Source organism: Geomonas edaphica (genome assembly GCF_004917075.1).
Taxonomy (GTDB): domain Bacteria; phylum Desulfobacterota; class Desulfuromonadia; order Geobacterales; family Geobacteraceae; genus Geomonas; species Geomonas edaphica.
In genome coordinates, this window is sequence record NZ_SSYB01000005.1 from 17,875 (window position 1) to 40,741 (window position 22,867).

Genomic DNA, 22,867 nt, shown 5'->3' on the forward strand with positions numbered 1-22,867 from the left:
CCACCGTGCAACTGACCATGACGATAGACGGAAAGAAGTATCGGGTTGACGTGGAAGTCGAAGAGGGCGAAGAGGTTCGGCTGGCGGAATCGTTCCCTACTACGACGGTGCAGGCGGTTACGCCCCCTTCTGGTGCCATGCCGATGGCCGCCCCCGCCCCGGTTACCGGCGCTCCCCCAGGTGGCACGGCTGTATCGGACAAGATCTGCCGGAGCCCGATTGCCGGCGTCGTTTTCAAGGTCGTGGTGCAGGTCGGTCAGCACCTAGAGGTGAACGATCTGCTCGTCGTCCTGGAAGCGATGAAGATGGAGACGAACATCACGGCGCACATGTCCGGTACCGTGGATAAAATCCTCGTTTCCGTGGGCGAAGCAGTACAGCCGGGACAGCCCATCGCGGAGTTCGCGTAAAAATGACCGACTCCATTGATGTCGACAGCTGTATCACTAGGTGATATAGTGGCGGCGGCTCAAGTTGAGGTGAAACAAGATGAGTGAAATTTTGGACATAGCTGATGAAATGGCGCGTGAATTGTTCGAAGCCGGCATGATGGATGACCTCACCTTCCGACAGATACAGGCGTTGTGCCTCCCACGTAAGAAACCATACCGGCCGGAAGAGATCAAACAGATCAGGATGGCCTGTCATGCCAGTCAGGCCGTTTTTGCGGCACTTCTAGGTATAGGTAAAAGCACTGTACAACAATGGGAACAAGGGGTGAAGAAGCCGAGTGGCCCTGCGTTGCGACTGCTGGACATCGTAGACCGTAAAGGGCTTGCTGCCCTGCGTTAACAAAGGGAAAAGTCTGAGGAGTGAGATGTATAGTGTTTTTTGAATGCAAAGGGTATAATCGCCGGTAGTGGTAACAACAAGGCTTTAGAGGAGGCAGGAAATGAAAAGGATAAGGCTGCTGATGCTGGTGGTTCTGGCTGCGTTCTTTGCTGTCTCAACCGGGTATGCCGCTGAGCACAGCTTCAAGGCAAAACTGACCCCGAAGGAAGAAGTGGCAAAGCCTGACGCCAAATCTTCCGGGAAGGCCGAATTCAAACTCAGCAAAGATGGCAAGGAGCTGACTTACAAGCTCCACGTTAAGGACGTGGTCGACGCCAGTGCGGCACACATCCATGTCGGCAAAAAAGGGGAAAACGGTCCTCCGATTGTCGGGCTCTTCAGCGGTGGCAAGAAAGGGAAATTCAGCGGTGTTCTCTCCGAAGGTAAGGTAAGCGGCAACGACCTGATGGGCGACTACAAAGGTAAATTCGACGAGCTGGTAAAACTGCTTCGTTCCGGCGATACCTACGTGAACGTCCACACTGACAAGTACCCGGACGGTGAAATCCGCGGGCAGATCAAATAACGGCTAAAGCGGCCGTACAATAAAAAAGCCCGCCGGCACTGGCTCCATGGACCAGCCGTCGACGGGCTTTTTCTTTGTTCGTCGCCGAGCTGACAACGAGCACGGAAAGGGAAACTTCGAAGTGAAGGTTATTCAGAAATTCCGTGGGAGATGGAGTACAGCTCCCCACGAAGCTCTGCATGAGCCTTAGCGTCCCCCCCTTTGCGAAGGGGGGGACAGGGGGGATTTGCCTCTGCCAAGCCTGCAAGAAATCCCCCTAAATCCCCCTTCGCAAAGGGGGACTAACCCTCTTTACGGCTCCTCGATGAGCACCGCCTCGCTTACCTCTGCTTCGGCGCCGCTGCCGAACTCCACACCCAAAATCCCTTTCGCCTCATGCTCAGGCAGCTCCTCGATCCCCTGCATCTTCCTCTGGATGCGCCTGGTCCTTGTGGCCGCGGTGTCGATGCTTGAGGATGCCTCGTCCAGCTTTTTCCTGGTCTTGTCCAATAGAGTCCCGAAGGTCATGAACTCAGTCTTGATCGCGCCCAGGAGGCGCCAGACGTCGCTGCTGCGCTTTTCGATGGCCAGCGTCTTGAACCCGAGGCTCAGCGAGGAGAGGAGGGCGGCGATGGTGGTCGGGCCTGCGACGATCACCTTGTGCTCACGCAGGATGGCGTCGAAAAGCCCCGGACGGCTCAAGACCTGAGCGTAGCTCGCCTCGTTGGCTAGGAACATGACTGCGAAATCGGTGGTTTCCGGCGGCGCCAAGTACTTGTCGCAGATCAGCTTCGCCATCCCCAGCACCGTCCTGTCGAACTGCTTCGTTGCCTCGGCTACCGCGGCCAGGTTTCCCTGCTCTTGCGCCTCGACCAGACGCAGGAAGTCCTCCTGTGGGAACTTCGCATCGATGGGGAGCCAGAGCGGTTTGTCATCCTTGCCGGGGAGCCGGACCGCGAACTCCACGCGGGCGTCGCTGCCCGGCTTTGTGGCTACGTTGGAGCTGTACTGGTCCGGGGTGAGGATCTGCTCGAGCAGGTTGTGCAGTTGCACTTCGCCAAGCGTTCCGCGCGTCTTGATGTTGGAGAGGACCTTCTTCAGATCGCCCACGCCGGATGCCAGCGACTGCATCTCGCCCAGTCCCTTGTGTACCTGCTCCAGCTGCCCGCTCACCTGCTTGAACGATTCGCCCAGCCGCTTCTCCAGGGTCTCGTGCAGCTTCTCGTCCACCGTGGCGCGCATCTGTTCGAGCTTTTTTGAGTTGTCTTCCTGCAGCCACTTGAGCCTGAGTTCAACCGTCTCGCGCAGTTTGTCGAGTCGCTGTTCGTTGCTTGCGGTGAGGGCGCCCAACTGCTGCGTGAAACCTTCCATCTGCCCCTTCTGCAGCGACGCAATATCCACCATCCGTTTCTGCACCGCCTCACCGAACTGTCGCAGGCTGCCACCCAGTTCCTCGCGGTTCCGGCGTAGCTCGTCCTGAAGGGTCCGCTCCAGTCGCTCGAGTCCCTTCTCCAACTGATCAAAGCGCGCCTCTGACGAGGTGAGCCGTTTCAAGTGCAGGTAGCAGAGAGTGGCCACGGTGAAGGTGGCGGCGAGTAGAAGCAGCAGGATGAGTTGCAGCAGGTCGGTTCCCATGGCTACTCCGGTAGCGATTTAAGAAAAGAGATCATGGTCTCGTTGAAGATTTCAGGCTGTTCCATGTTCAGCATGTGCCCCGCCTTTTCGATGACCCTGCTCCGGCATCCGGCAAGGCCGTGGATCAGCGTTTCCGCTGTTTCCGCGGGTGCGGCACGGTCTTCCGCGCCTGCGATCACCAGGGAGAGGTGCTTGAACGTGGGTAGGAGTGCGGTGTAGTCCTTGCGGTCGCTCATGCCGAGCAGACCGCCGGCGAGCCCCTGCGGACGGGTTTCGCGCATCCATGCGGTGACACGGGCGATCAGCGCCGGGCTTTCCTGCGAGGTCTCCGCCGCGAACAGCAGTTCGGCGAAGATCTTGATGATAGGGTTGGCGCCGAGCCTTTCCGCCTCCGCGGCCATGGCCTTTCTCCGCTCGCGTCCCGCTTCGTCGTCGGCGTTGCTGCGGGTCGCGATGAAACAGGCGGCACGGACCCTTTCCGGGTAGCGCTCCAGGAGGTTCATGAGGATGTAGCCCCCCATGGACATGCCGCCGATGACGGCCTTGTCGATCTTCAAGGCATCCATGAAGGCGATCATGTCGTCGGCGAGGAGGTCCATGCTGTAGGGCCCGACGGGTGCGTCGCTTGCACCAAAACCGCGCAGGTCCGGGGCGATGACACGGTAACCGGCGTCGGCAATAGGCTTCAGTTGTGGCTGCCACATCTGGCGGTTGAGAGGAAAGCCATGGATGAGCAGGACGGCGGGGCCTTGGCCGGCTTCATCATAGGCGATGTTTATATCATTAACGGTGCAGTTCATGGTTGCTCCTTGGCAGTGGATGATGTGGGTCTCCCGTAGGGCGAGGGAGGGCTTGTGAAGGCATGCGGAGGTCAGATGATTGGCCCCCAAAGACGTTCGCGCAGCCCTGACCGCCTGATCACGCGACGCTCGACGGTTGAGAGGAACAGATCTTCTGTGGCTAGAATCTCGGCGGAGCTCTTCGCCCTGGTGATCGCGGTGTAAAGCAGTTCCCGCGTCAATACCGGCGTGTCGCGGTCGGGAAGGACGAGCAGGACGCGGTCGAACTCGGAACCCTGGCTCTTGTGCACGGTCATGGCGAAGGCGCACTCGTACTCTGGGAGCCTGAGCGGCAGCACCTTCCGCATGCCGCCGGAGCCGGAGGGGAAGAAGGCGCGCAGCTCGCCGCCGGATTCGGCATCGGGGAGGATGAGTCCCACGTCGCCGTTGAAGAGCCCCAGGTTGTAGTCGTTTTTGCTGATCATGACGGGCTGCCCAGCGTACCAGCGTCCGTGCGGATGGATGAGCCCGGCCTGCGCCAGGCGCTGCCGTACGAGCTGGTTGACGGCCTCGACACCGTACGGCCCGCTACGCATGGCGCACAGGATGCGGAACCGGCTGAATTTGGCGAACGCCCCTTCGGGGCTCTGCTCGTGCAGGTATTCTGCATAGCCGTCGGTGATGCGCTTGGCGAGGGCGTCGGCCAAGCCACCGGCAGGGGGGAGCGACGCCAGCGAGACCTCGGGGAGGGCCGGATCGAGACAGGCGGCAAGGGCAGCGGCGGCGTCGCCTGCGTTCACCAGCGCTCCGATCTTGCCGATACCGCCGGTGGAGGAGAAACGGTAGCTTTTTTTCAGCAGCACCACGGCATCGCCCAGCGGCCCCAGCCCCGGCTGGACTGATACGGCATCGCCCGCAACTTCGGCGGCAAGTGCGGCAAACTCGGGGGAGAAGCCGTGCACGGCGCCGGTATCGCACATGTCGCCCAGCACCGCACCTGCCTCGACGGAGGCGAGCTGGTCCCGGTCGCCCAGAAGGATCAGGCGGGTGTCCCGGCGCAGGGCGCAGAGGAGCTTCGCCATGAGCGGCAGGGATACCATGGACGCCTCGTCCACGATGACGACGTCGTAGGGAAGGGGATTCTCGCTGTTGTGGCGGAAGCCGCTGGATCCCTTCAGGTATCCGAGGAGCCGGTGCAGGGTGAAAACGTCCTCCGGGATGAGGCCGCGCACCTCCTGTTCCGCCTTGTCCAAACCGGCGGCAATGGATTCCTTCAGGCGCGCGGCCGCCTTGCCGGTGGGGGCGGCGAGGGCGATGCGCAGGGCGCTCCCGGTGCCAAGAGCTTCCGCCTGTTCCAGAAGGAGTGCCAGTACCTTCACCACGGTGGAGGTCTTGCCGGTGCCCGGTCCGCCGGAGATGACGCAAAACCGCCTGGTGACGGCGGCAATGGCGGCGACCCGTTGCCAGTCCGTTTCTCCCGGCGTTGCGGGGAAGAGCCGGGCAAGACCCTGCTTGAGACGCTCGCGGTCGAACTGGGCGGGCTCGCCGCGCTTGAGGATCGCCTCTGCGAGTTCGTTCTCGTAGCGCCAGTAGCGCTGCAGGTAGAGCCGGTCGGCGTGGTCCAGGATGAGCGGCTTGAACTCGCCGGGAGCCCCTACTACCGGGGCGGCGGCAAGGCGCTCGCGCCAGGTCGCAACCGACTCGAGCCGGTACCCGGCGGCACGACCCTCGTCGAGCGCGCCTGCGAGGTCCAGGCACACGTCCCCGGCCGTCACGCCGCGGCTCAACAGGGCCGCCGCCGCTTCCAGATGGGGATCGCGGCTTCCCGCCTGCCTGCAGATGAAGGCGGCGAACTGCCGGTCTATGTCATTTAATTGCACTCCTTCAGGAGTCATGGGGCACCTGTAAATCAAAAAGCATCAACACTTTAGAACAAATCCAAACTCAACTGCTGATCCGACGCTTTCTTGTTCTTCCGGTCCGCGTTCCCTCTCCCGTCGGTGTTCGGTCCGCTGGCGGGGTCTTGCCCACCGTAGGGCTCTGACCCGGAGGCGGGTGAGGGCTGCGCTTCCGACTGATGCACCGTCTCCGGCAACAAAACGGCGGCCAGTTCGGTGATGAACTCCTTCGGCGGCCGATCGGCGAAGACGCCGTGTCCTGTACCGTCGACACCACGCAGGAAGAGGTAGAAGATACCGCCGAAATGGCGATCGTAGTCATAATCCGGGACGCGCAGCCGCAGGTAGTTGTCGAGCGCCACCGTGTAGAGGAGGTACTGCAGCGGATAGAAGTTCTCCTCCATCTCACGCCTGAGCGCCGCCGGGCCGTAGTCCGAAGGAGCGTTGCCCAGGTGGTTCGACTTCCAGTCCACGATGTAGTAGCGCCCGCCATGCTCGAAGATGAGGTCGATGAAACCGAGCAGCATCCCCCGGACCGGCGCGAAGGAGAGCCGGGAGAACAGCCCGGCCATATCCACCGGGAAGGCCGCCTCCGACCCCTGCGCGGCCATGAAACGCTCCGCTGCCTCTTTCAGCCGCTCCGAGGTGAGCGCCGCGAGGGGGAAGAAGAACTCGAGCTCGGTGAGACGCCGCTCCGGCCCTACCTCTGCCAGGGTGATTCCCTGTTCTCCAAGCGGAGCCGCAAGTACGTTCCCCACCATGTCGCACACGGCCTGCTTCCAGTCTGCAGAGAAGCCGTGCTTGTCCAACTCGTCCTCGACCAGTGGCGCGAGGCGCTCGGCCTTCTGCGTGAAGTCGAGTTCCTCGAAGATCTTGTGCAGGAAGATGCCCGCCTTCGCTCCCTTGGGGAAGGCGAAGATGCCGGCAGGCTCCACGTCGCGCACCGGGTTTTCCTCGCCAAGGCTTTCCTCGTCGTGGTCGGGAAGCTCGGCGGTGTGGGATGCGTGGTGCCGGCTGCTGGAAAGTGAGGTGAAGCTCGCCACGCGCCAGTCGCGGGAGATGGCGCCGGTGAACACCATCGGTGCCAGTTCGGGCGCCTTCTCCTCGCTCGCCCGGTATCCCAGCAGGTCGGCGGGCGGCATGGTCAGCACCTCGATGTTGCCGGGGGACGAGGTTGCGAGCTCGGCCAAGCGCTTCTGGATTTCGTCGTCGCAGATAGCCATCTGCCCTTTGACCGCGCTCTGCCCCGGATGCAGCAGGTAATGCAGCGAACTGTCGCCGGCGTCCTTGAAGGCGCCCCATATGACGTAGGTGCGGTGCTTGCCTCTGGTTAGGGCGACGTAGAGCAGGCGCAGGCTCTCGGCGAGCGCTTCCTGTGCCGCCTTCGCCCGGCTTTGTTCCATCTCTGGCGAACCGATGTCGAGGACGACACGGCCGTTGCCGTCGTGAAAGAGCGCACCCTCGTCCTTGCTGCCGGGCTCGGCCCATGAGAACGGGAGAAAGACAATCGGGTACTCGAGCCCCTTGCTCTTGTGGATGGTGACGAGCTGTACCGCTTCCTCGTCCGTCTCCAGGCGTACCTCGTACTCTTCTTTTTTGGGATCTTCGGTGATGCGGCCGGAGAGCCAGGTGACGACACCTTCCATCCCGAGGCGCTCCTTCACCTGGGCCTGGTGGATCGTCTCGACCGCGTGCAGCACGTTGGTGAGGCGCCGCTCCCCCATCGGCCCGGCGAGCAGCCGCTCGCGCACCTTCCGCCGCTCCATGAACTGCAGCGCCATCGCCATGCAGCTCCCGGCGTTCCAGGTGTCGTGGTAGTCCCGGAACTCTTCCAGGATCTCTTCCCACTTGTCCTCGTCATCGATGAGCTCTGCGAGCTCGGTGCCGGTGACGCCGGCCAAGTCGGTCGCCAGCGCGCCGCGCAAAAGCGCCTCGTGTCCCGGCTGCGCCACGGCGCTCAAAAGCCTCAGCAGCTCGGCCGCCTCCTCGGATTCGAAAAGGTTTCCTGCGTTGCAGAGAACGCTCGGGATCCCCCTGCGGGTGAGTGCCTGCTGCATCAGTTTCGCCTGATGGTTCGCCCGCACCAGGACGGCGATGTCACGCGGCCGGACCGGCCGCCGCTCCCAGCGCTCCTCCTCGCCATCTTTTTTCAGCTCGTCGACGGTGAGCGTCCCAGCGTTTGCATCGCGCAGGAGTCGTGCGATCTCGGAGGCCACCGTCTCCGGGAGGAGCTCCCAGGCGTCTCCCTTGTTGATCGGTTTCCCCGGCTCGGTGCGGGGGGCGAACCAGAACTTGAGCGGTGCCTTGCGCTCGCCGTTCTCCTTCAGGATGCTGCTCTCCTTGGGCGCGGCTTTGACCTTGTTGAAACCGATTTTTTCGTGCAGAAAAGGGAGCTCGCGAGAGTCGAAGACCGCGTTCACCGCTTCGATGAGCGTCGCCTCGGAGCGGAAGTTCTGCAGCAGGGTGTGCCGCTTTTCCGTCGCCTCCGCCGCCCCCATGTAGGCGAAGATGTCGGCGCCGCGGAAGCTGTAGATGGCCTGTTTCGGGTCGCCGATCAGGAAGAAGGGGAGCTCGCAGTCCGCGGGATAGACGGCGTCAAAGATGGCGAACTGGACCGGGTCGGTGTCCTGGAATTCGTCGATCAGTGCGGCCTGGTAGCGCTCACGTATCAGCTTCGGGAGCGTGGAGCCGGTGCGGATCAGCGCGGCATGCAGGTCGGCTAAGAGGTCGTCGAAGGAACGGACGTTTTTCAGCCGCTTTCGCTTCGGGAGTTCGGCACGCAGGTAGTCGAAGAAGTTGCGCTTGAGCGCGAGGAGCCACTCCGGGATCTCCTCGGTGGCGGCCGGTGCGGCGGGGACTACGGCGGCGTACGGGTCGCCGCTGACCCGCTTCACGAGTTTCAGCAGCGACTCCGGGGTCACCTTCGCCTGGTCGGCGGCGGCGATCCGCGCCACCGGGGCGCCGTAACAGTTGATGCGCCAGTAGTCTTGGGCGATCTCGCTTAAGATCTTTCCCTGGTCGGTGACGAGTTCGGTGTCGCAAAGCGACCCGCTCTCGAAGGGGTTGTCCTGCAGCATCCTCTGGCAGAAACCGTGAATGGTGAAGATGGCGGCCTCGTCGAAGCTGCGCACCGCACTCGCCAGAAGCCTTCTTACCCGCGCGTGATCCGCGGTACGTTCCATGATCCCGGCGATGAGGAAGTCGTCGCTCGCCCCGGTCTGGAAGCCTTCTTCCGCGTCCTTTAACTTCTTCCTGATGCGTTCCTTCAGCTCCTTCGTCGCGGCCTCGGTGAATGTCACTACAAGGATGCGCGACACGTCGAGCTCTTTCTCGATGACCAGGCGCAGGTAGACCCCGGCGATGGTGAAGGTCTTGCCGGTGCCGGCACTCGCCTCGATCAAGTTGCGCCCGGCAAGCGGGGTATGTAGGAGGTCGAAACGTTTCATTTTTTCTTCACGCTCTTCATCGCCTGGTGCTCCAGGATCGGCTCCCAAACCGCGAGGGCGAGGGCCTGGAACTCGTCGTCCAGCGGCGCGACTTCGCCAAAGCACCGGCGGCAGTACGGGTCCTTTCCTTCCCCCTTCTTGTAGTCGCTACCGCGCCAGACTCCCGCGGCGGCGGAAAGCGCCTTTCCCGCCTGCTTCGGATCGCGGCTCTTCTTGACGTACTCGAGCGAGGTCTCCGGGAAGAACTTGAGCGGCGCCCGCATGCCGGTTCGGTAAAGCTCGAGAAGCCGGTTCAACTCAGCCTCGCAACCCTCAATGGCCGGGGTGCGGACGGTGCCGTTGGCGGCGACGAAGGTGCTCTCGAGGGGATACCCTTCGGCCTCGACGCAGTTAAGCACCAGGTGCTCGACCCACAGCCGGAGTCGGTCCTTCGCCTTCAGGTCGGTGTAGCGGTAGCGCACCATGGCGTCGCCGCGCAGCTCCTCGATGCGCCCCACGATGCGACCGGCGGGGAGGCTCAGATCTATGTCCAGCGGGGTGAGGGGCTCGCCTGCGCAAGCCTCGCGCACCTTTTCTGCGAACTCCGCCGCCGGTTCGCCGAGCTTCTGGTACAGCGCCGCACCGCACACCCCGGGGGGAAGGTCGCCGCGCGCGCACGCCACCGCGAAGGGGACCTCGAGTTCATCGCCGCGCAGCACGGCCGCGACGATCTCCTGTTCCAGCTGGTACTTTTCCAAAGAGCCAAGCGCGAACGGTTCCGTCTCTTCCAGCGGATCGTCCTTTTCCTCGATGCGGATGCCGAGCCTGCGCCGCAACAGCTCCTTTGCCGGGTTGCACAAAAAGTCGGTCAGCGCCTTGACTGTGACGGTCCCTTCCTCCTCCCATGGCTCCAGCGGACTTGCCAGGAAGGGGGGTGCGGGTACGGGAGGGGAGAGCTTGGCGACGGCGCCGGCGCAGTTTTGCTGCGAGTAGCTGAAGAACCCGTCGGCGCCGCTGAAGTACTTCGGGCTGAAGGGCTGCAGCGGGTGGTGCCGTACCTGCCCCGCCTTCTTCCCACCGGCGGTCACGAAGCAGCGCCCGAGGTAATCGAGGAGTTCGCTCACCAGCACGCAGGGGGGTAGCTCGGCGTTGTCCTTGATGCTCTGCCCGACGTAGCTTATGTGCAGCCGCTTGCGGGCGGAGAGGAGTGCCTCGAGGAACAGGTAGCGATCCTCGTCGCGCGGCGAGCGGTCGCCGGGGCGGCGCTCCTTGGTCATCAGGTCGAACCCCTGGGCCGGATTGCGCCGCGGGAATTGCCCCTCGTCCATTCCGATCAGGGCCACCACCGGGAAGGGAATGCTGCGCATCGGGAGCATAGCGCAGAAGGTGACGCCGCCGGTGAGAAAGCCGAGGCCGCGCTCGGAGCTCCCTAACTGCTCTCCCAGCCAGTAGCGCACCACCTCGATGCCGACCTCTTCCTCGAAACCGGCTTCGCTGCCGCACGTGCCTAGCTTCTTAACGATCTCGATCAGCGAAAGGAGTTCGCGCTCCCCGTCACGGTCCGGCAGGATGAAGTCGTCCAGGATCTGGCGCAGTACCGGGACCCACTGTGCCGGGGTCCGCAGTCGGGCGAGTCCTTTCGTTTCGGCGAACAGCCTGTCGCAGAAGTTCATGAAGCGCCCGAGCACCAGCGCCGCGCCCCCTTCCATGTTGTCGAAGGGGAGGATCTCGTTGTAGAAGGAGCGGCCGTCGCCGCTCATGGCGTAGCCCAGGAGCAGTCGGTCGAGCCCCGCGGCCCACGAGTTCTCGTGGAAGGGGGGGACTCCCTGTTCGGCCCTCTGCGCCGCGTCGATGCCCCACCTGATGTTCGCTTCCCTCAGCCAGTCGCGCACCGTCTCCAGTTCGTCCGCGGAGAGGTTGAAGCGCCGTGCCACCGGGGGGGACTCGAGGATGTCGAGCACCGTCGCGACACCGTAGCGCCCACCGCTCAGGGCGAGTATGGAGAGCAGCGCCTGCGCCGCCTCCCCCTCATTCTTTAGGCTTCGGTCCGCGATGGAGTAGGGGATCCGTTCCGCACCCGGCTCGGGGTTGCCGAATACCGCGGAGATGTACGGTGCGTACGCCTCGATGTCCGGCGTCATCACCAGCACGTCGCGCGGGGAGAGGGACTGATCGGCGTCGAACATGGCCATCAGCGTGTCGTGGAGGACTTCCACCTCGCGCATCGGCGAGTGGCAGGAGTGCACCTCGATGGAGCGGTCGTTCGGCGCCACCTGGCGTACCCCCGCGTCGGCTCCGCGCAGCTCGACGATGTCCGCCTGCACCTCGTGCAAAAGCGAGCCCTGCGGCAGGGGAGGGAAGCTGTCTTCCCGCTCGTGTTCACCGCAGCCGTCGATGATTGCTTCGAAGAAGTCCCGCCCGAGCTTCCCCCAGGAGGCGAGGAGTGGGTTCCCGGTCTCGTACCACTGCTCCTCTCCGTCCCCCTCTTTCTCCAGCCGGGCCAGTTCCCGCTCCGACACGATCTCCCCCCAGTACTGGCGGCAGGGGTTCAAAAGGAACAGGTTCACTTCGGTGTGACGGGCGACGCGGGCCAGGATCTCGAGGTGGAAGGGGGGGAGCGACGGTATGCCGATCACGGAGATGCGGCGCTCTTCCGGGACGCTCCCGGCATCGAGCGCCTTTCTGAATTCCTCCAGCAAACGTGCGCGGTGCTTCTGTTCCACGCCGTCGGTGAGCGTGCGCCAAAGCTGTGCCTGCCAGTGTTCTTCCTTCCCTTTCTCCCATGCCGGTAGGAACTCGGGGCGGTAGATGGTGTAGCGGTCGAAGGTGTCGGCGATGCGCCCGGCGAGCTGCATGCGCTTCAGCCCGTCCCGGTCATCGGCAAGATAACCCGCGATCTCCTCGAAGCCAGGCTTTCCCGCCGATTGCTGCAAAAGTCCCAGCACCCGCCATGTCATCACCTCCGGGGAGAAGAGGGAGGTCTCCTCCGGGCACCCCGGGAGCACCTTGGCGAAGAGCTGTTCCACGAACTTGTTGGGGAAGAGGAATTCGCCGTTTGCCCAGACCCCGATGCGGGCAGCGAGCTCCATGGAAAGCCAGCGCTGCATCCCTTTGCTCTGCACCACGATCAGCTCCTTCTCGAAAGGGGAGTAGTGGACGCGGCGCGGCGCGCGGACCACCTTTTCCAGGCGGTCCACCAGGCGTTCCATCTGGTTGCTGGTGTAGATGTTCAGAGGCATGGTCTTTCTCGTATCGCGGTCTTGCGGGGAGCTTCCCGGCCATGCATCTGGCTCGGGGGCTGGCGGAAAGCGCAAAGATATCACATCCTCCCGCGGCTGTCTCGACCAAAAGCTTGGCCTCGCGGCTTTCCGTCAGCACCGTGTGTACTTGCATTGCGTGCGGCTTCGTATATATTTTGTCACTGTTTGTCTAATTAGATTTGTCTTATAGCTTTGCCGTCTGCTCGGGTGACAGACAAAGGAGCGATGCATGAAGCTGATCAGTGAAGAGACCATTGCGCGCGCCTACTACCGAGTCAAGCCATTGATGTCGCGCCGGCTGCAGATCGTTCTGCGCAGAATCGTCGCCAAGTCCAAGCGCTACTTCTTCCGGTCAATATGGCCGATAGATCCCAAGGCCGGCACCACCCCGCCGGGGTTCGGTGGGTGGCCAGAGGGGAGGCGCTTCTCCGTCGTGCTGACCCATGATGTCGATACGGCGCGCGGCCTGACACGGTGCGAAAGTCTCATGAAGCTTGAGCAGGAACTCGGCTTTCGGTCCTCTTTCAACTTCGTTGCCCACGACTACGACCTTCCCGCTGCCCTGCGCCACAAGCTGGTTGCCAAAGGATTCGAGGTCGGCGTGCATGGGCTGGAGCACAACCGCAAGTTGTACGACTCGCCGGAGGTCTTTGCGGAACATGCCGTGCAGATCAACCGATATCTGAAGGAATGGGGAGCCGTGGGGTTCCGTTCCCCATGTGTCTACCACAACTTCGACTGGCTTCACGGTCTGGATATCCTCTATGAGGCCTCCGCCTTCGACACGGATCCTTTCGAACCGCAGTCCGACGGCCTGAGAACGATCTTTCCTGTGCACCACACCAAGGTTCCCGGGCGAGAATACGTGGTGCTCCCTTACACCCTGCCGCAGGATTTCACCATGTTCATCCTGTTCCGCGAGAAGAACATTCGCATCTGGAAGGAGAAACTGCGCTGGATAGCCGAGCACGGAGGCATGGCGCTGCTGATCACCCACCCTGATTACATGAACTTCGACGACAATCCCGGGTTCGAAGAGTATCCAAGCGATTTTTACCGCGAACTGCTGATGCACATCAAAACGGAATACGAGGGGCAGTACTGGCACCTGCTTCCTCATGAAATAGCCACTTTCTGGAATGAAAGCGTCGGTAAGATGTACACGGAAGCCGACGATGGCGCTCCCCCGGCGGGGAGACTGGATGGAAACGATGGCGATGCGAAGGGGGATTGCTCCGGTGCTGCGTTGGGAGAAACCCGATGAAGCTGAACCTCCTTCTGGCCATCAACGCCGCCTACATCGTCCTTATTGCCGCTCTCACCGTTCTCAACTGGCTCGGCCCGGACCGTTTTTGGATGGCGGCGCTGAACTTCTACCTCCCACAGCTGATCTGGACCTTGCCCGGCCTTCTGCTCACCCCGATTACCTTTCGTTATGCGCGTCCGTTGGCCTTGTTGCCGCTTGCTGGAATCCTCTGGGTGCTGGGGCCGGTCATGGGGTGGCACTGGTCGTGGCCGCCACGCAGCGCGGTGGCTTCCGGGCCGGTCCTGCGGGTGATGACCTGGAACATCAAGTACGGCAAGGGCGATCTGGCGCCGCTCGTCGATGAACTGCGGCGCAGCCGCCCGGACATAATGCTCTTCCAGGACGCGCAAAAGGTCGGGAAAGGACCTCTGACCGATTTCCTGGCGGGGTGGCAGGTAGTGAACCTCGGGCAGTACGTCGTTGCGAGCCGGTACCCCATCTCCGCCGTCCAACTGCATGAGCTCCCTTATCAGGAGGAGAAGGGGGAATCATTCCTGCGCTGCAGTGTGAGCGTCAACTCCCGGAACATCTCCATCTACAACGTCCACTTCAAGACACCGAGATGGAGCCTGAAGGCCTTCCGAGAAGTGCAGTCAGGTGCCTGGTACCTGCCCCCGGCCATTGATTATTTCGAAGAGAATGTTATGACGAGGATCCTGCAGGCAGAACGTGTCGCCGAGTTCCTGGGGCAGGAGCGGGGCGATTGCATCGTTGCCGGCGACTTCAACTCTCCGGACCAGTCGCTCGTATGTGAGATCATCAGAAGCGCAGGGTTTGCCGACGCCTTCACGCAAAGCGGCAGGGGCTACGGCTACACCTATGGTCACAACGTTTTACAATACAGGGTGCCGTCGATCCGCGGATCATGGATGCGCATCGATCACATCATGACGACTTCCGGTTTGAAGGCCCAGCGTTGCTGGGTCGGCACCCGGTATGCCTCCGACCACCGTCCAGTGACGGCCGACTTCGTCCTCACCAACCCGCGCAAGACGCTCCAGTAGTCCCGTCCTCGCTTCTCTGGATCTGCTCTGCCATCATCGGATTGAGCCACCACCTCCCGCGCTGGAGCGCAAGACCATCTACTTTTGCAAGAACCTGATCCTTGCCCTGCAGGGACGAATAATCACCCGCGCAGTGCCATTTCCCCATCGGAAAGCGCGCCGCGTACGTTTTGTAAGACATCGTTACTAATTGCACTTTCGCGCAGATAGTGATAGTTATGGACGTTCCGCCGTGCGATAGTCCGTGAAGACCCTGTGATGACCCCCACCGATCATAATCTCCACACGTATCGTAGGTGACGTTTCAGTACCCACCCTTAGATACGCTACAAAGCAGCGGGGCCCGCTCAATTTATCCAGCAGGCCCGGATCGGAGTTTGGCAGCATGCTAATTCTCACCCTGAACTGCAGAAGGTTCTCGGCACAGTACCAACTTTACGACTGGAACAGGCAGGCCCTTCTGGCGACCGGCAAAGTGGAGCGGATCGTGGTCGGGGACTCCTTCGTGACACACCGGGTGCCGGGGCATGACCCGAGGCACCTGGACGGCGAGTGCGCCGATCACAAGGATGCGCTGCAGTTGATCCTGAACACGCTGACGAACGACAAAGACGGTGTCATCTCCGATGTCGCCCAAATTACCGCGGTCGGCCACCGCGTGGTGCACGGGGGCGAACGTTTTACGAAATCGGTGCTCATCGACGAGAACGTGGTCGATGCGATCCGGGAGGTGGCGACCCTGGCACCTCTGCACAACAACCCGAACCTGGCCGGCATCCGTGCGTCGCAGGCGCTCCTGCATGGAATTCCCCAGGTCGCCATCTTCGATACCGCCTTCCATCAGACCATGCCGGAGATGGCCTACATCTACCCGCTTCCCTACGAGTGGTACAAAAATCACGGCATCAGGCGCTACGGCTTCCACGGGCAGTCCCATTCGCACGCGGCGCGCAGGGGGGCGGAGTTGATCGGCAAGCCGCTCGAGGAATGCAACATGATCACCGTGCACACCGGCAACGGTGTATCGCTCTGTGCCCTGCGTAACGGTGCGTCCGTCGACACCAGCATGGGGCTTACCCCGCTGGAGGGTGTCATGATGGGGACCCGCTGTGGCGACATCGATGCCGGTATCATCCCCTTCATGGTGAACGAAGCGGGGGTCTCGGCGACCGAGCTCGACCTGTTCCTGAACCAGAAGAGCGGCCTCGCCGGCATCGTAGGGCGTCGCGTGAGCCGCCGGACCGTCGTGGACGAGGCGGTGGTCGGCGACGCCCGTTGCCAGCTCGCCCTCGACATGGAGACCTACCGTCTGCGCAAGTACCTGGGGGCCTACATCGCCGTCACCGGCAAGCCGGATGCCATCGTCTTCACCTACGGTGAGGATTGGGAGGACTGGCCGGTGCGCGGCATGGCGCTGAGCGGGATGGAGCACTTCGACATCAAGGTCGACCTGAAAAAGGACGAGGAAGCGCTCAAGGGCGAGCGGGAGATGCTGATCAGCGCGGAGGACTCGGGTGTCAAGGTGTTCGCGATACCGAGCGGCGAGGATATGGTGCTCAACGAGGACGTGGCCGCCATCATGGGCTGGCAGTAGCGGCGTCACAAAGGAAGAGAAACGACAAAGGGCGGATGACCATGCAGGTCTCCGCCCTTTTTGCTGTCTCCTACGGCTTGATCCCTTCCAGGAACTGCCGCACCATCGGCGTGAAGGCCTGGTGTTCGAGGAGGAAGGCGTCGTGGCCGTAGGCCGAGGTGATTAGGTGGTACTCCGCCTTTTTACCCAGCGTATTCAGCGTGTCGACCATCTCTTCGGTCTGCGCGGGAGGGTAAAGCCAGTCGGAGGTGAAGGCGAAGAACTGCATCGGGGCCGAGACCGGCGCGAAGGCCTCCTCCATCGACTCGCAGCCGGCGGCGACGTCGTACAGGTCGAGCGCCTTGGCGAGGTAGAGGAACGAGTTGGCGTCGAAGCGGTCCACGAAGTTGTAGCCGTTGTAGTTTAGGTAACGCTCCACCTCGAACTGCCCGAAGAAGTCGAACTGGCCGTCGCGGGCCGAGAAGCGGCGCCCGAACTTCGCGGTCATCGACTCGTCGGAGAGGAAGGTGATGTGACCGATACCGCGAGCGAGTGCCAAGCCGTCCTTGGGGTTCTTACGGTACTCCCCCTTCTTCCAGGTAGGGTCGTTGAAGATGGCCCAGCGCGCGACGGCGTTCAGCGAGATGGCCTGCGCCGACGGCCTTGGCGTGGTGGCGAGCACCACTGCGGAGGCGATGCGGTCCGGATACTGGGTGGCCCACTCGAGTGCCTGCATTCCTCCCATGCTCCCGCCTAACACGCAGAAGAGCTTCTTGATCCCGAGCCGGTCGATGAGCAGGGTCTGGGCCTTCACCATGTCGCGCACGGTGATCACCGGGAAGGCGAGGCTGTAGCGCTTGCCGGTCTTCGGGTTGATCGAGGTGGGACCTGTGGAGCCGAAGCAGGATCCGATCACGTTGGAACAGATGACGAAGTAGCGGTCTGTGTCGAGCAGGCACCCGGGTCCCACGATGTCGTCCCACCACCCCCCTCGCTTCTCGTCCTCGCTGTAGCGCCCGGCCAAGTGCGCGCTCCCGGTCCAGGCGTGGGTGACCAGGATGGCGTTGGAGCGGTCCTCGTTGAGGGTGCCATAGGTTTCGTACGCGATATCGATCGGCCCGAGGATGCGGCCGCTTTCCAGGCGCAGCTCGGTGTCGAAGGTGGTGATCTGTTCTGTCACGATGCCGTAGGACATGTCTCTCTCGTACTCTCGGGTGCCGGCAAGCGGCACAAAAAAAGCCCCGTCTCGGTGTGAGAAGGGGCTTTTCGGGTGTGACAATAGCTCAAAAGCGCCTTTCTCATCTTCGCCTTTCGGCAGGATTTAGCACCTGTCGCCCGATTGGGCCGGTTGCTGTGGCTTCGCAGGGCCTTTCCCTCCACCACTCTAGATAAGCAGGTCTTTCTATTCAATTTTGGGGTGCAGAATAAGGGAGCCGCCGCTATTTGTCAACGGCAAACTGAGCTCCAGGTTCACGAGCGCGGTTACAGGTCGTGACGGTATTTCACCAGGATGTAGAAGCATGCTGCGCCGGCAAGCGCCATAGCGAAGTCCCTAAGCCAAGGGACCGGCTTGTCCAGGCCGGACTGGATCAAGGGGTCGAGAAACGCACTGGTAAGGAGCGTCACCGCTGCAGTCGAGAGAAACTTCTTCACGACTTGATGGCCTTGTAGACGGCGCAGAAGTCCTCATCCGCGAAGCCAGCGGCCTTCGCCCGTTTGAAGTTCTCATTGGCTGCTGCCGCGGTGAAGAGCGGCTGCCCGAGCGCGTCGCCCAAGCCGACGGCAAGCCGCATGTCCTTTTGCATGTGTTTGAGCGGGAAAGCCGGGGCGAAGTTGCCGCCGGTCATCAGTCCACCCTTCAGTTTGAACATCGGGTTCGCCATAGCGCCCGAATCGAGCACGTCGAGGAGGTCGGCGCTGTCGAGCCCCGCCTTCTCGGCGAGCGCCATTCCCTCGCAGAATATGGTCATCATCCCTCCCATGACCATGTTGACGATGAGCTTCATCTCCGCGCCGCGTCCTACTTCGCCGAGAAAGAGGCTTTTTTTGCCCATCGTCTCAAAGAGCGGAACGGTCTCATCGAAAAGGCCGCTGTCGCCGGCGGACAGGATGATCAGCGTACCGTCCTCTGCCTGTTTCTTGCTCCCGGAAACGGGCGCCTCCAGAAACCTGCCTCCTCTGGCGGTCACCGCCGCGGCGATCTCCTTCGTGGTGCCGGCGTCAACGGTTGACATGTCCACGTAGCTGCGCCCGGCGCCGACCCCTTCCAGCACCCCCTGTGGACCGAAGCAGACCTCGCGCACTGCAGCCGGGTCGGCCAACATGGCGATGGTGATGGCGCAGGAGGACGCGACCTCGGCCGGTGTTGCCGCGACCTTGGCGCCAAGCGCCGCGAACTCCTCGCACTTGGCCGCTGAACGGTTCCATACCTTCACCTTGAAGCCCGCCTTAATGAGGTTTTTGGCCATGGCGCTTCCCATGATGCCTAGCCCGAGAAAACCGTACGTTTCCATAGTGTTTGCCTCCTTGTATTGATGGATACCAAGCTCCTTAAAAACTGCTGCAGTTGCCCCGTCCCTTGCGGGAGAGGGAGATTTGAGGGCATCAATCGAGAACCAGTGTCGCCTTACGCCACTTGCGCACCGAGTTTACCAGATAAACCGCCTCGGCCCGCTCGAGGTCCTCCCGCTTCAGGAGCTTCTCCTTGATCTCCCCGCGCGCGAGCAGTTCCTCGCGCAGGGTTCCCGGGAGAAGCCCGCACGACAGAGAAGGGGTGTAGTCGTGGCCGTCGATCCGCGCGACGACGTTGCTGTTGGTTCCTTCGGTGATCTCGTCCCGTTCGTTGAGAAAGATCACCTCTTGCACCCCGCTTCGCCCGGAAAGCTCCTGCTGGTACAGCTCGCGGTGGCTCGTCTTATGGTAGAGAAAGGGATCGTTCGAGTCGACGCGCTGTCGCGCGAAGGCGGCCTTCAGCCCGGCCGCCGATTCCGGGATTTCCGCCGCCTCGCAGCTCGTGGTGCCGTCAGGAAAGAGGAGAAGACGCACCTTGTAACGCCGCGCACGATCCAGGCCGGTCGCCGCCTCTGAAAGCCTCCGTCGTGCAACTGCTGCGTCGAACGGGAAAGCGAAGTAGCCTGCCGATTTCTCAAGCCTTTCCATGTGCCGCTCCGGCAGGAAATAGCAGCCGTCTTCGTGCAAAAGCGACTCGATCAGGTGGAACTCAGGCCGCTCCTCTCGGGCGAAACGCCCCTTCTCCAGGCACTCGCGGTACTCCGCGTCCGGGGTGGCATCCCAGGTGATCCCGCTGCCGATGCCGATTTCGCCGCAACCGTTCTCGCTGTCGATGACGGCGGTCCGGATGGCTACGCTGAACTTCGCCTCACCGCCGGGGGAGAAGTAGCCGAGGCTGCCGGTGTAGAGTCCGCGCGGGTCGCCCTCCAGCCGGTCGATGATCTCCATGCTCCTGCGTTTGGGTGCTCCGGTCACCGAGCCGCAGGGGAAGAGGGCCCGGAACAGTTGCTGCGGCGTCACCCCTTCATTGAGGCGCGACTCGATCGTGGAAGTCATCTGGTGCACCGTCGGGTGGCTCTCCACGTCGAAGAGCGAGGTCACCTGGACCGACCCGGTCCGCGACACCATCCCCATGTCGTTGCGCAGCAGGTCGACGATCATCAGGTTTTCGGCCGCTTCCTTCGGGGTATGGCGCAACTGTTCCCTCCGTGCGACATCCTCTTCCCACCAGCGCCCGCGCGGCGCAGTCCCCTTCATCGGACGGGTGACGAGCCTTTCGCCCGTGAGGGAGAAGAAAAGCTCGGGGGAGGCGGAGAGAATCCGCCATCGGTCGCACTCGAGGTAGCAGTTGTAGGGTGTGGGCTGGCTGCGGCAGAGCTCGCTGAAGAAGGAGCGCGGGCACCCCGCGAAGGCGAAACGCTGGCGCAGGGTGAAGTTGACCTGGTAGGTCTCCCCCGCTGCGATCAACTCCCGGATCGTCCCGACCGCGCTTCCGTACTGCTCCTCTCCGAGCGAGGGGCGCCAGTCGGTGCAGCGAAAAGGGGCGTCATGCCGTGGGAAAGGTTCGGCGCGGCGCTCCTCGTAGAGCCCGAACCACAAAAGCGGCATGGCGTGGGGGGAGCCGGCGGGGAGCGCTTCGTTGAGGCCCGAGGCCGCCTCGTAGCAGACAAAGCCGGCGGCGTGGAGACCCGCCGCCACCTGGCGCTCCAGCGCCTCGAAGGCCGGTCCCACTTCGGCCGGTGTGGCAGCGCGGATCTCGCCCACTTGGCGCGCGAAGGCGAAGCCGTGCAGGTAGGCCGGAGACTGCGGCATCACTCCGTTCCCGCGGAGCAGAAATCCCCGATGGGACAGGCGGCGCACTTGAGTCGGTCCTTTCCGTCGCACCCCTCCGAGATCCCCAGGTGGCAGATCGAGAAATCGTACTTCACCGGGTCCTGCGGGTCGAGCTCGCGCAGGGCGCGCGTGATCTCACAGGCCATGCGCCAGTCCCCCTGCTTCCTGTCGGTGAAGCCCAGGAAGCGGCAGATGCGCTGGATGTGGGCGTCCACCGGGATGACGAGCTGCGTCGGTGAGATCCCCTTCCAGATGCCGAGATCGATGCCGTCCGCCGGGCGCACCATCCATCTCAAGTACATGCAGAGGCGTTTGCAGGCGCTACCCGAGGCGGGAGAGGGGAAGAAGAAGGGGAAGTAGGCGTCTTTCGGGACGCCGCCGGGACCGAAGACCGGGGCGAGGTCGAGCGCTTTCACCGCCTCGCTGAAGCCGGAAAGGGTTCCGGTGATGTCTTCGCTTGCCGGGTCGTGGAAGCGCAGGAGCCACTTTTCCACGGAACCTGTCTCCTCGATCATGACGCGGCAGGCAAGGAGCAGGGCGCTTAGGTCGCGACCGTCGTTGAAGCGGTGCTTGAAGCCGGCGAAAAGGCGCATCCCCTCGGCCGGATCGAACCGTTCCACGAAGCGGCGCGGCGAGGGGCCCATGGCGTCGAAGATCACCGCGAGGTTCTTCTTGATGATCTTCACGTTTCCGTAGGCGAACGAGGAGGCGATCAGTCCGGCGACCTCCTGGTCCTGCGGCTCATGAAAGCGGTGGCAGAAGGATAATGGATCGTTGGCTAGGTGCTCCTGCGATCGGTTTTGGTACAGCGCTTCCAGTATGGTCTTCAGCTCCACTTGGTCTTCCTCATTGGCGGTGCGGCGGCTCTCATGTGGGCGATGGACAAACCCTTCGGGCCTGTTAGATTATCATAGTGATTCATCAGCTTAAAGGGAAAAGGGGGCGGAACTCATGAAACTTGCGGAACTGTTTCCGGAGGGTGGGCGCGGCATTATCGGAACTGCCGACGCGAACGGCCTGGTCAATCTAGCCGTCTTTGCCCTGCCGCACGTGGTGGACGAGGAGACCCTGGCCTGGGGGTTCAGCGAGGGGCGCAGCATCGAGAACCTGAGGCAGAACCCGCACGCGAGCTACCTCTATCTCGCGCCTTCCAGGGGTTACAGCGGCTGGAGGCTTACGCTGACCATGACCGAGGAAAAGGGGGAAGGGGAACTGCTGAACGAGATAAAGGAACGGACCGCGCTGGTGGCGAGCCCGCAGGCAAGCGCGCAGGTGAGCCGGGTGGCGTACTTCAAGGTGGATGAGGTGCGTCCGTTGATGTGATTACCGGGTGCGCGGGGTCTCCAGGATAAAGGTGACGGGGCCGTCGTTCACAAGCGACACCTCCATATCCGCCTGGAAGATCCCGCTTTGCACCGGGACGCCGAGCTCCCAGACTTTTCCCATGAAATAGCTGTAGAGGCGGTTTGCCTCGGCCGGGTCGGCCGCGGTGTCGAAGGAGGGACGCCTCCCCTTGGAGCAGTTTCCGGCCAGGGTGAACTGCGAGACCGCCAGCATCTCCCCCTTCACGTCGGCCAGGGCCAGGTTCATCTTCCCCTGTTCGTCGGTGAAGATCCTGAGGTTCACGATCTTCTCGGCCAGCCAGTCCGCCTGTTTGCAGGAGTCGCCGATCTCGACGCCGAGCAGCACCAGGATGCCGTGGTCGATCTCGCCCACCACCTTGCCGTCCACACGCACGCTCGCCGTTTTCACCCTCTGGATCACAGCCTTCACTAAAAAACCTCCTCCATCGTTTCCCGGTAGATCCCGGCCGCCTCCGGTGAGAAGGCGACGAAGACGATACGTGCGAGCTCGGGGTTGCTCTCGAGCGCCAACTTCGCCTCCTCCAGCGCGATGCGGCAGGCCGGACGCATGGGATAGCCGTAGACCCCGGTGCTGATGGCGGGGAAGGCTATCGTTGTTAGCCCTTTTTCGCGGGCGAGACGGTAGCAGTTGCGGTAGCAGGAGCGTAAAAACGCGGGCTCGCCGTGGTTGCCTCCCTGCCAGACCGGCCCAACCGTGTGGATCACGTGGCGCGCCGGGAGGCGGTACCCCGCCGTGATGCGTGCCTCGCCGGTCGGGCACCCACCGATGGTGCGGCACTCGGCCAAAAGTTCCGGTCCGGCGGCCCGGTGGATGGCGCCGTCGACGCCCCCGCCGCCCAGAAGCGAGCTGTTGGCCGCGTTCACGATGGCGTCTACCGCGAGTTTTGTGATGTCACCCTGGAAGATCTCCACCTTCTCGCACATGCTAACCCCCTTTGCAGGG

19 protein-coding genes and 1 riboswitch are annotated in these 22,867 nt (G+C 62.6%); of the genes, 7 read left to right on the forward strand and 12 right to left on the reverse strand.

The features are described 5' to 3' along the window. The first annotated feature begins 5 nt into the window (after window positions 1-5). The 3 genes from E8K79_RS15865 (at window position 6) to E8K79_RS15875 (ending at window position 1,357) form a co-directional block, all read left to right on the forward strand. Entirely contained in the window at window positions 6-410 is a 405-nt protein-coding gene (locus E8K79_RS15865) for an acetyl-CoA carboxylase biotin carboxyl carrier protein subunit (protein ID WP_136515589.1), read from the forward strand. 79 nt (window positions 411-489) lie between these two features. Continuing rightward, the gene (locus E8K79_RS15870) at window positions 490-792 is read left to right on the forward strand and encodes a helix-turn-helix domain-containing protein (RefSeq protein ID WP_136515590.1); all 303 of its coding nucleotides are present in this window, start codon (window positions 490-492) and stop codon (window positions 790-792) included. Window positions 793-892: 100 nt separating this feature from the next. Then, the gene (locus E8K79_RS15875) at window positions 893-1,357 is read left to right on the forward strand and encodes a CHRD domain-containing protein (RefSeq protein ID WP_135868638.1); all 465 of its coding nucleotides are present in this window, start codon (window positions 893-895) and stop codon (window positions 1,355-1,357) included. A 291-nt stretch (window positions 1,358-1,648) separates the two neighbouring features. Here E8K79_RS15875 and rmuC read toward each other — a convergent pair whose 3' ends face one another. The 5 genes from rmuC to recC form a co-directional block, all read right to left on the reverse strand. Beyond that, window positions 1,649-2,971, reverse strand: a complete 1,323-nt coding sequence (gene rmuC / locus E8K79_RS15880) for a DNA recombination protein RmuC (RefSeq protein ID WP_136515591.1) — start codon at window positions 2,969-2,971, stop codon at window positions 1,649-1,651. 2 nt (window positions 2,972-2,973) lie between these two features. Further along, entirely contained in the window at window positions 2,974-3,771 is a 798-nt protein-coding gene (locus E8K79_RS15885; RefSeq protein ID WP_136515592.1) for an alpha/beta fold hydrolase, read from the reverse strand. A gap of 71 nt (window positions 3,772-3,842) precedes the next feature. Continuing rightward, on the reverse strand, window positions 3,843-5,645 hold the full coding sequence (gene recD, locus E8K79_RS15890) for an exodeoxyribonuclease V subunit alpha (RefSeq protein ID WP_136515593.1): 1,803 nt from the start codon (window positions 5,643-5,645) through the stop codon (window positions 3,843-3,845). 32 nt (window positions 5,646-5,677) lie between these two features. Continuing rightward, on the reverse strand, window positions 5,678-9,094 hold the full coding sequence (gene recB, locus E8K79_RS15895) for an exodeoxyribonuclease V subunit beta (RefSeq protein ID WP_136515594.1): 3,417 nt from the start codon (window positions 9,092-9,094) through the stop codon (window positions 5,678-5,680). Next, the gene (gene recC / locus E8K79_RS15900; protein WP_136515595.1) at window positions 9,091-12,312 is read right to left on the reverse strand and encodes an exodeoxyribonuclease V subunit gamma; all 3,222 of its coding nucleotides are present in this window, start codon (window positions 12,310-12,312) and stop codon (window positions 9,091-9,093) included. The genes recB and recC overlap by 4 nt, the downstream gene beginning before the upstream one ends. A gap of 250 nt (window positions 12,313-12,562) precedes the next feature. Between recC and E8K79_RS15905 the strand changes: the two genes are divergently transcribed. The 3 genes from E8K79_RS15905 (at window position 12,563) to E8K79_RS15915 (ending at window position 16,237) form a co-directional block, all read left to right on the forward strand. Then, window positions 12,563-13,597: a polysaccharide deacetylase family protein gene (locus E8K79_RS15905; RefSeq protein WP_246043849.1), complete on the forward strand. Its 1,035-nt coding sequence runs from the start codon at window positions 12,563-12,565 to the stop codon at window positions 13,595-13,597. Beyond that, window positions 13,594-14,643 carry an endonuclease/exonuclease/phosphatase family protein gene (locus E8K79_RS15910; RefSeq protein ID WP_246043850.1) on the forward strand — a complete coding sequence of 350 codons (1,050 nt, stop codon included), beginning with the start codon at window positions 13,594-13,596 and terminating at the stop codon, window positions 14,641-14,643. The genes E8K79_RS15905 and E8K79_RS15910 overlap by 4 nt, the downstream gene beginning before the upstream one ends. 385 nt (window positions 14,644-15,028) lie before the next feature. Next, window positions 15,029-16,237, forward strand: a complete 1,209-nt coding sequence (locus E8K79_RS15915) for an acetate kinase (RefSeq protein ID WP_136515596.1) — start codon at window positions 15,029-15,031, stop codon at window positions 16,235-16,237. A 70-nt stretch (window positions 16,238-16,307) separates the two neighbouring features. On the opposite strand, the gene metX is transcribed toward E8K79_RS15915, so the two are convergent. From metX to E8K79_RS15935, 5 genes are all read right to left on the reverse strand, one after another. Then, entirely contained in the window at window positions 16,308-17,411 is a 1,104-nt protein-coding gene (metX, locus tag E8K79_RS15920) for a homoserine O-acetyltransferase MetX (protein ID WP_136515597.1), read from the reverse strand. Window positions 17,412-17,511: 100 nt separating this feature from the next. Next, window positions 17,512-17,611, reverse strand: a riboswitch (SAM riboswitch). An 87-nt stretch (window positions 17,612-17,698) separates the two neighbouring features. After that, window positions 17,699-17,869, reverse strand: coding sequence for a hypothetical protein (locus E8K79_RS21335; RefSeq protein ID WP_198419834.1), 171 nt, complete (start codon window positions 17,867-17,869; stop codon window positions 17,699-17,701). Beyond that, complete coding sequence (locus tag E8K79_RS15925) at window positions 17,866-18,729, reverse strand: NAD(P)-dependent oxidoreductase (protein WP_136515598.1); 864 nt, start codon at window positions 18,727-18,729, stop codon at window positions 17,866-17,868. The genes E8K79_RS21335 and E8K79_RS15925 overlap by 4 nt, the downstream gene beginning before the upstream one ends. Window positions 18,730-18,820: 91 nt before the next feature. Further along, window positions 18,821-20,539 carry an aminodeoxychorismate synthase component I gene (gene pabB, locus E8K79_RS15930; protein WP_136515599.1) on the reverse strand — a complete coding sequence of 573 codons (1,719 nt, stop codon included), beginning with the start codon at window positions 20,537-20,539 and terminating at the stop codon, window positions 18,821-18,823. Beyond that, complete coding sequence (locus E8K79_RS15935) at window positions 20,539-21,396, reverse strand: TIGR02757 family protein (RefSeq protein ID WP_136515600.1); 858 nt, start codon at window positions 21,394-21,396, stop codon at window positions 20,539-20,541. The genes pabB and E8K79_RS15935 overlap by 1 nt, the downstream gene beginning before the upstream one ends. A gap of 115 nt (window positions 21,397-21,511) precedes the next feature. Here E8K79_RS15935 and E8K79_RS15940 point away from each other — a divergent pair, with 115 nt between their 5' ends. Then, entirely contained in the window at window positions 21,512-21,883 is a 372-nt protein-coding gene (locus E8K79_RS15940) for a pyridoxamine 5'-phosphate oxidase family protein (RefSeq protein ID WP_136515601.1), read from the forward strand. On the opposite strand, the gene dtd is transcribed toward E8K79_RS15940, so the two are convergent. Together dtd and E8K79_RS15950 are read right to left on the reverse strand one after the other, a co-directional pair. After that, window positions 21,884-22,333 (reverse strand): D-aminoacyl-tRNA deacylase, encoded by a 450-nt coding sequence (gene dtd / locus E8K79_RS15945; RefSeq protein ID WP_135868626.1) that lies wholly within the window; start codon window positions 22,331-22,333, stop codon window positions 21,884-21,886. Then, a complete protein-coding gene (locus tag E8K79_RS15950; protein ID WP_136515602.1) occupies window positions 22,333-22,848 on the reverse strand; it encodes an O-acetyl-ADP-ribose deacetylase in 516 nt (171 codons plus the stop codon). Before E8K79_RS15950 ends, dtd begins: the two co-directional genes overlap by 1 nt. Window positions 22,849-22,867 lie beyond the last annotated feature (19 nt).

What these genes read in the sequence shown, in the direction of transcription:
- E8K79_RS15870 (WP_136515590.1), top strand. Translation starts at nt 490, where the DNA reads ATGAGTGAAATTTTGGACATAGCTGATGAAATGGCGCGTGAATTGTTC.
- E8K79_RS15875 (WP_135868638.1), top strand. Translation starts at nt 893, where the DNA reads ATGAAAAGGATAAGGCTGCTGATGCTGGTGGTTCTGGCTGCGTTCTTT.
- rmuC (WP_136515591.1), bottom strand. Translation starts at nt 2,971, where the DNA reads ATGGGAACCGACCTGCTGCAACTCATCCTGCTGCTTCTACTCGCCGCC.
- E8K79_RS15885 (WP_136515592.1), bottom strand. Translation starts at nt 3,771, where the DNA reads ATGAACTGCACCGTTAATGATATAAACATCGCCTATGATGAAGCCGGC.
- recD (WP_136515593.1), bottom strand. Translation starts at nt 5,645, where the DNA reads ATGACTCCTGAAGGAGTGCAATTAAATGACATAGACCGGCAGTTCGCC.
- recB (WP_136515594.1), bottom strand. Translation starts at nt 9,094, where the DNA reads ATGAAACGTTTCGACCTCCTACATACCCCGCTTGCCGGGCGCAACTTG.
- recC (WP_136515595.1), bottom strand. Translation starts at nt 12,312, where the DNA reads ATGCCTCTGAACATCTACACCAGCAACCAGATGGAACGCCTGGTGGAC.
- E8K79_RS15905 (WP_246043849.1), top strand. Translation starts at nt 12,563, where the DNA reads ATGAAGCTGATCAGTGAAGAGACCATTGCGCGCGCCTACTACCGAGTC.
- E8K79_RS15910 (WP_246043850.1), top strand. Translation starts at nt 13,594, where the DNA reads ATGAAGCTGAACCTCCTTCTGGCCATCAACGCCGCCTACATCGTCCTT.
- E8K79_RS15915 (WP_136515596.1), top strand. Translation starts at nt 15,029, where the DNA reads ATGCTAATTCTCACCCTGAACTGCAGAAGGTTCTCGGCACAGTACCAA.
- metX (WP_136515597.1), bottom strand. Translation starts at nt 17,411, where the DNA reads ATGTCCTACGGCATCGTGACAGAACAGATCACCACCTTCGACACCGAG.
- E8K79_RS15925 (WP_136515598.1), bottom strand. Translation starts at nt 18,729, where the DNA reads ATGGAAACGTACGGTTTTCTCGGGCTAGGCATCATGGGAAGCGCCATG.
- pabB (WP_136515599.1), bottom strand. Translation starts at nt 20,539, where the DNA reads ATGCCGCAGTCTCCGGCCTACCTGCACGGCTTCGCCTTCGCGCGCCAA.
- E8K79_RS15940 (WP_136515601.1), top strand. Translation starts at nt 21,512, where the DNA reads ATGAAACTTGCGGAACTGTTTCCGGAGGGTGGGCGCGGCATTATCGGA.
- E8K79_RS15950 (WP_136515602.1), bottom strand. Translation starts at nt 22,848, where the DNA reads ATGTGCGAGAAGGTGGAGATCTTCCAGGGTGACATCACAAAACTCGCG.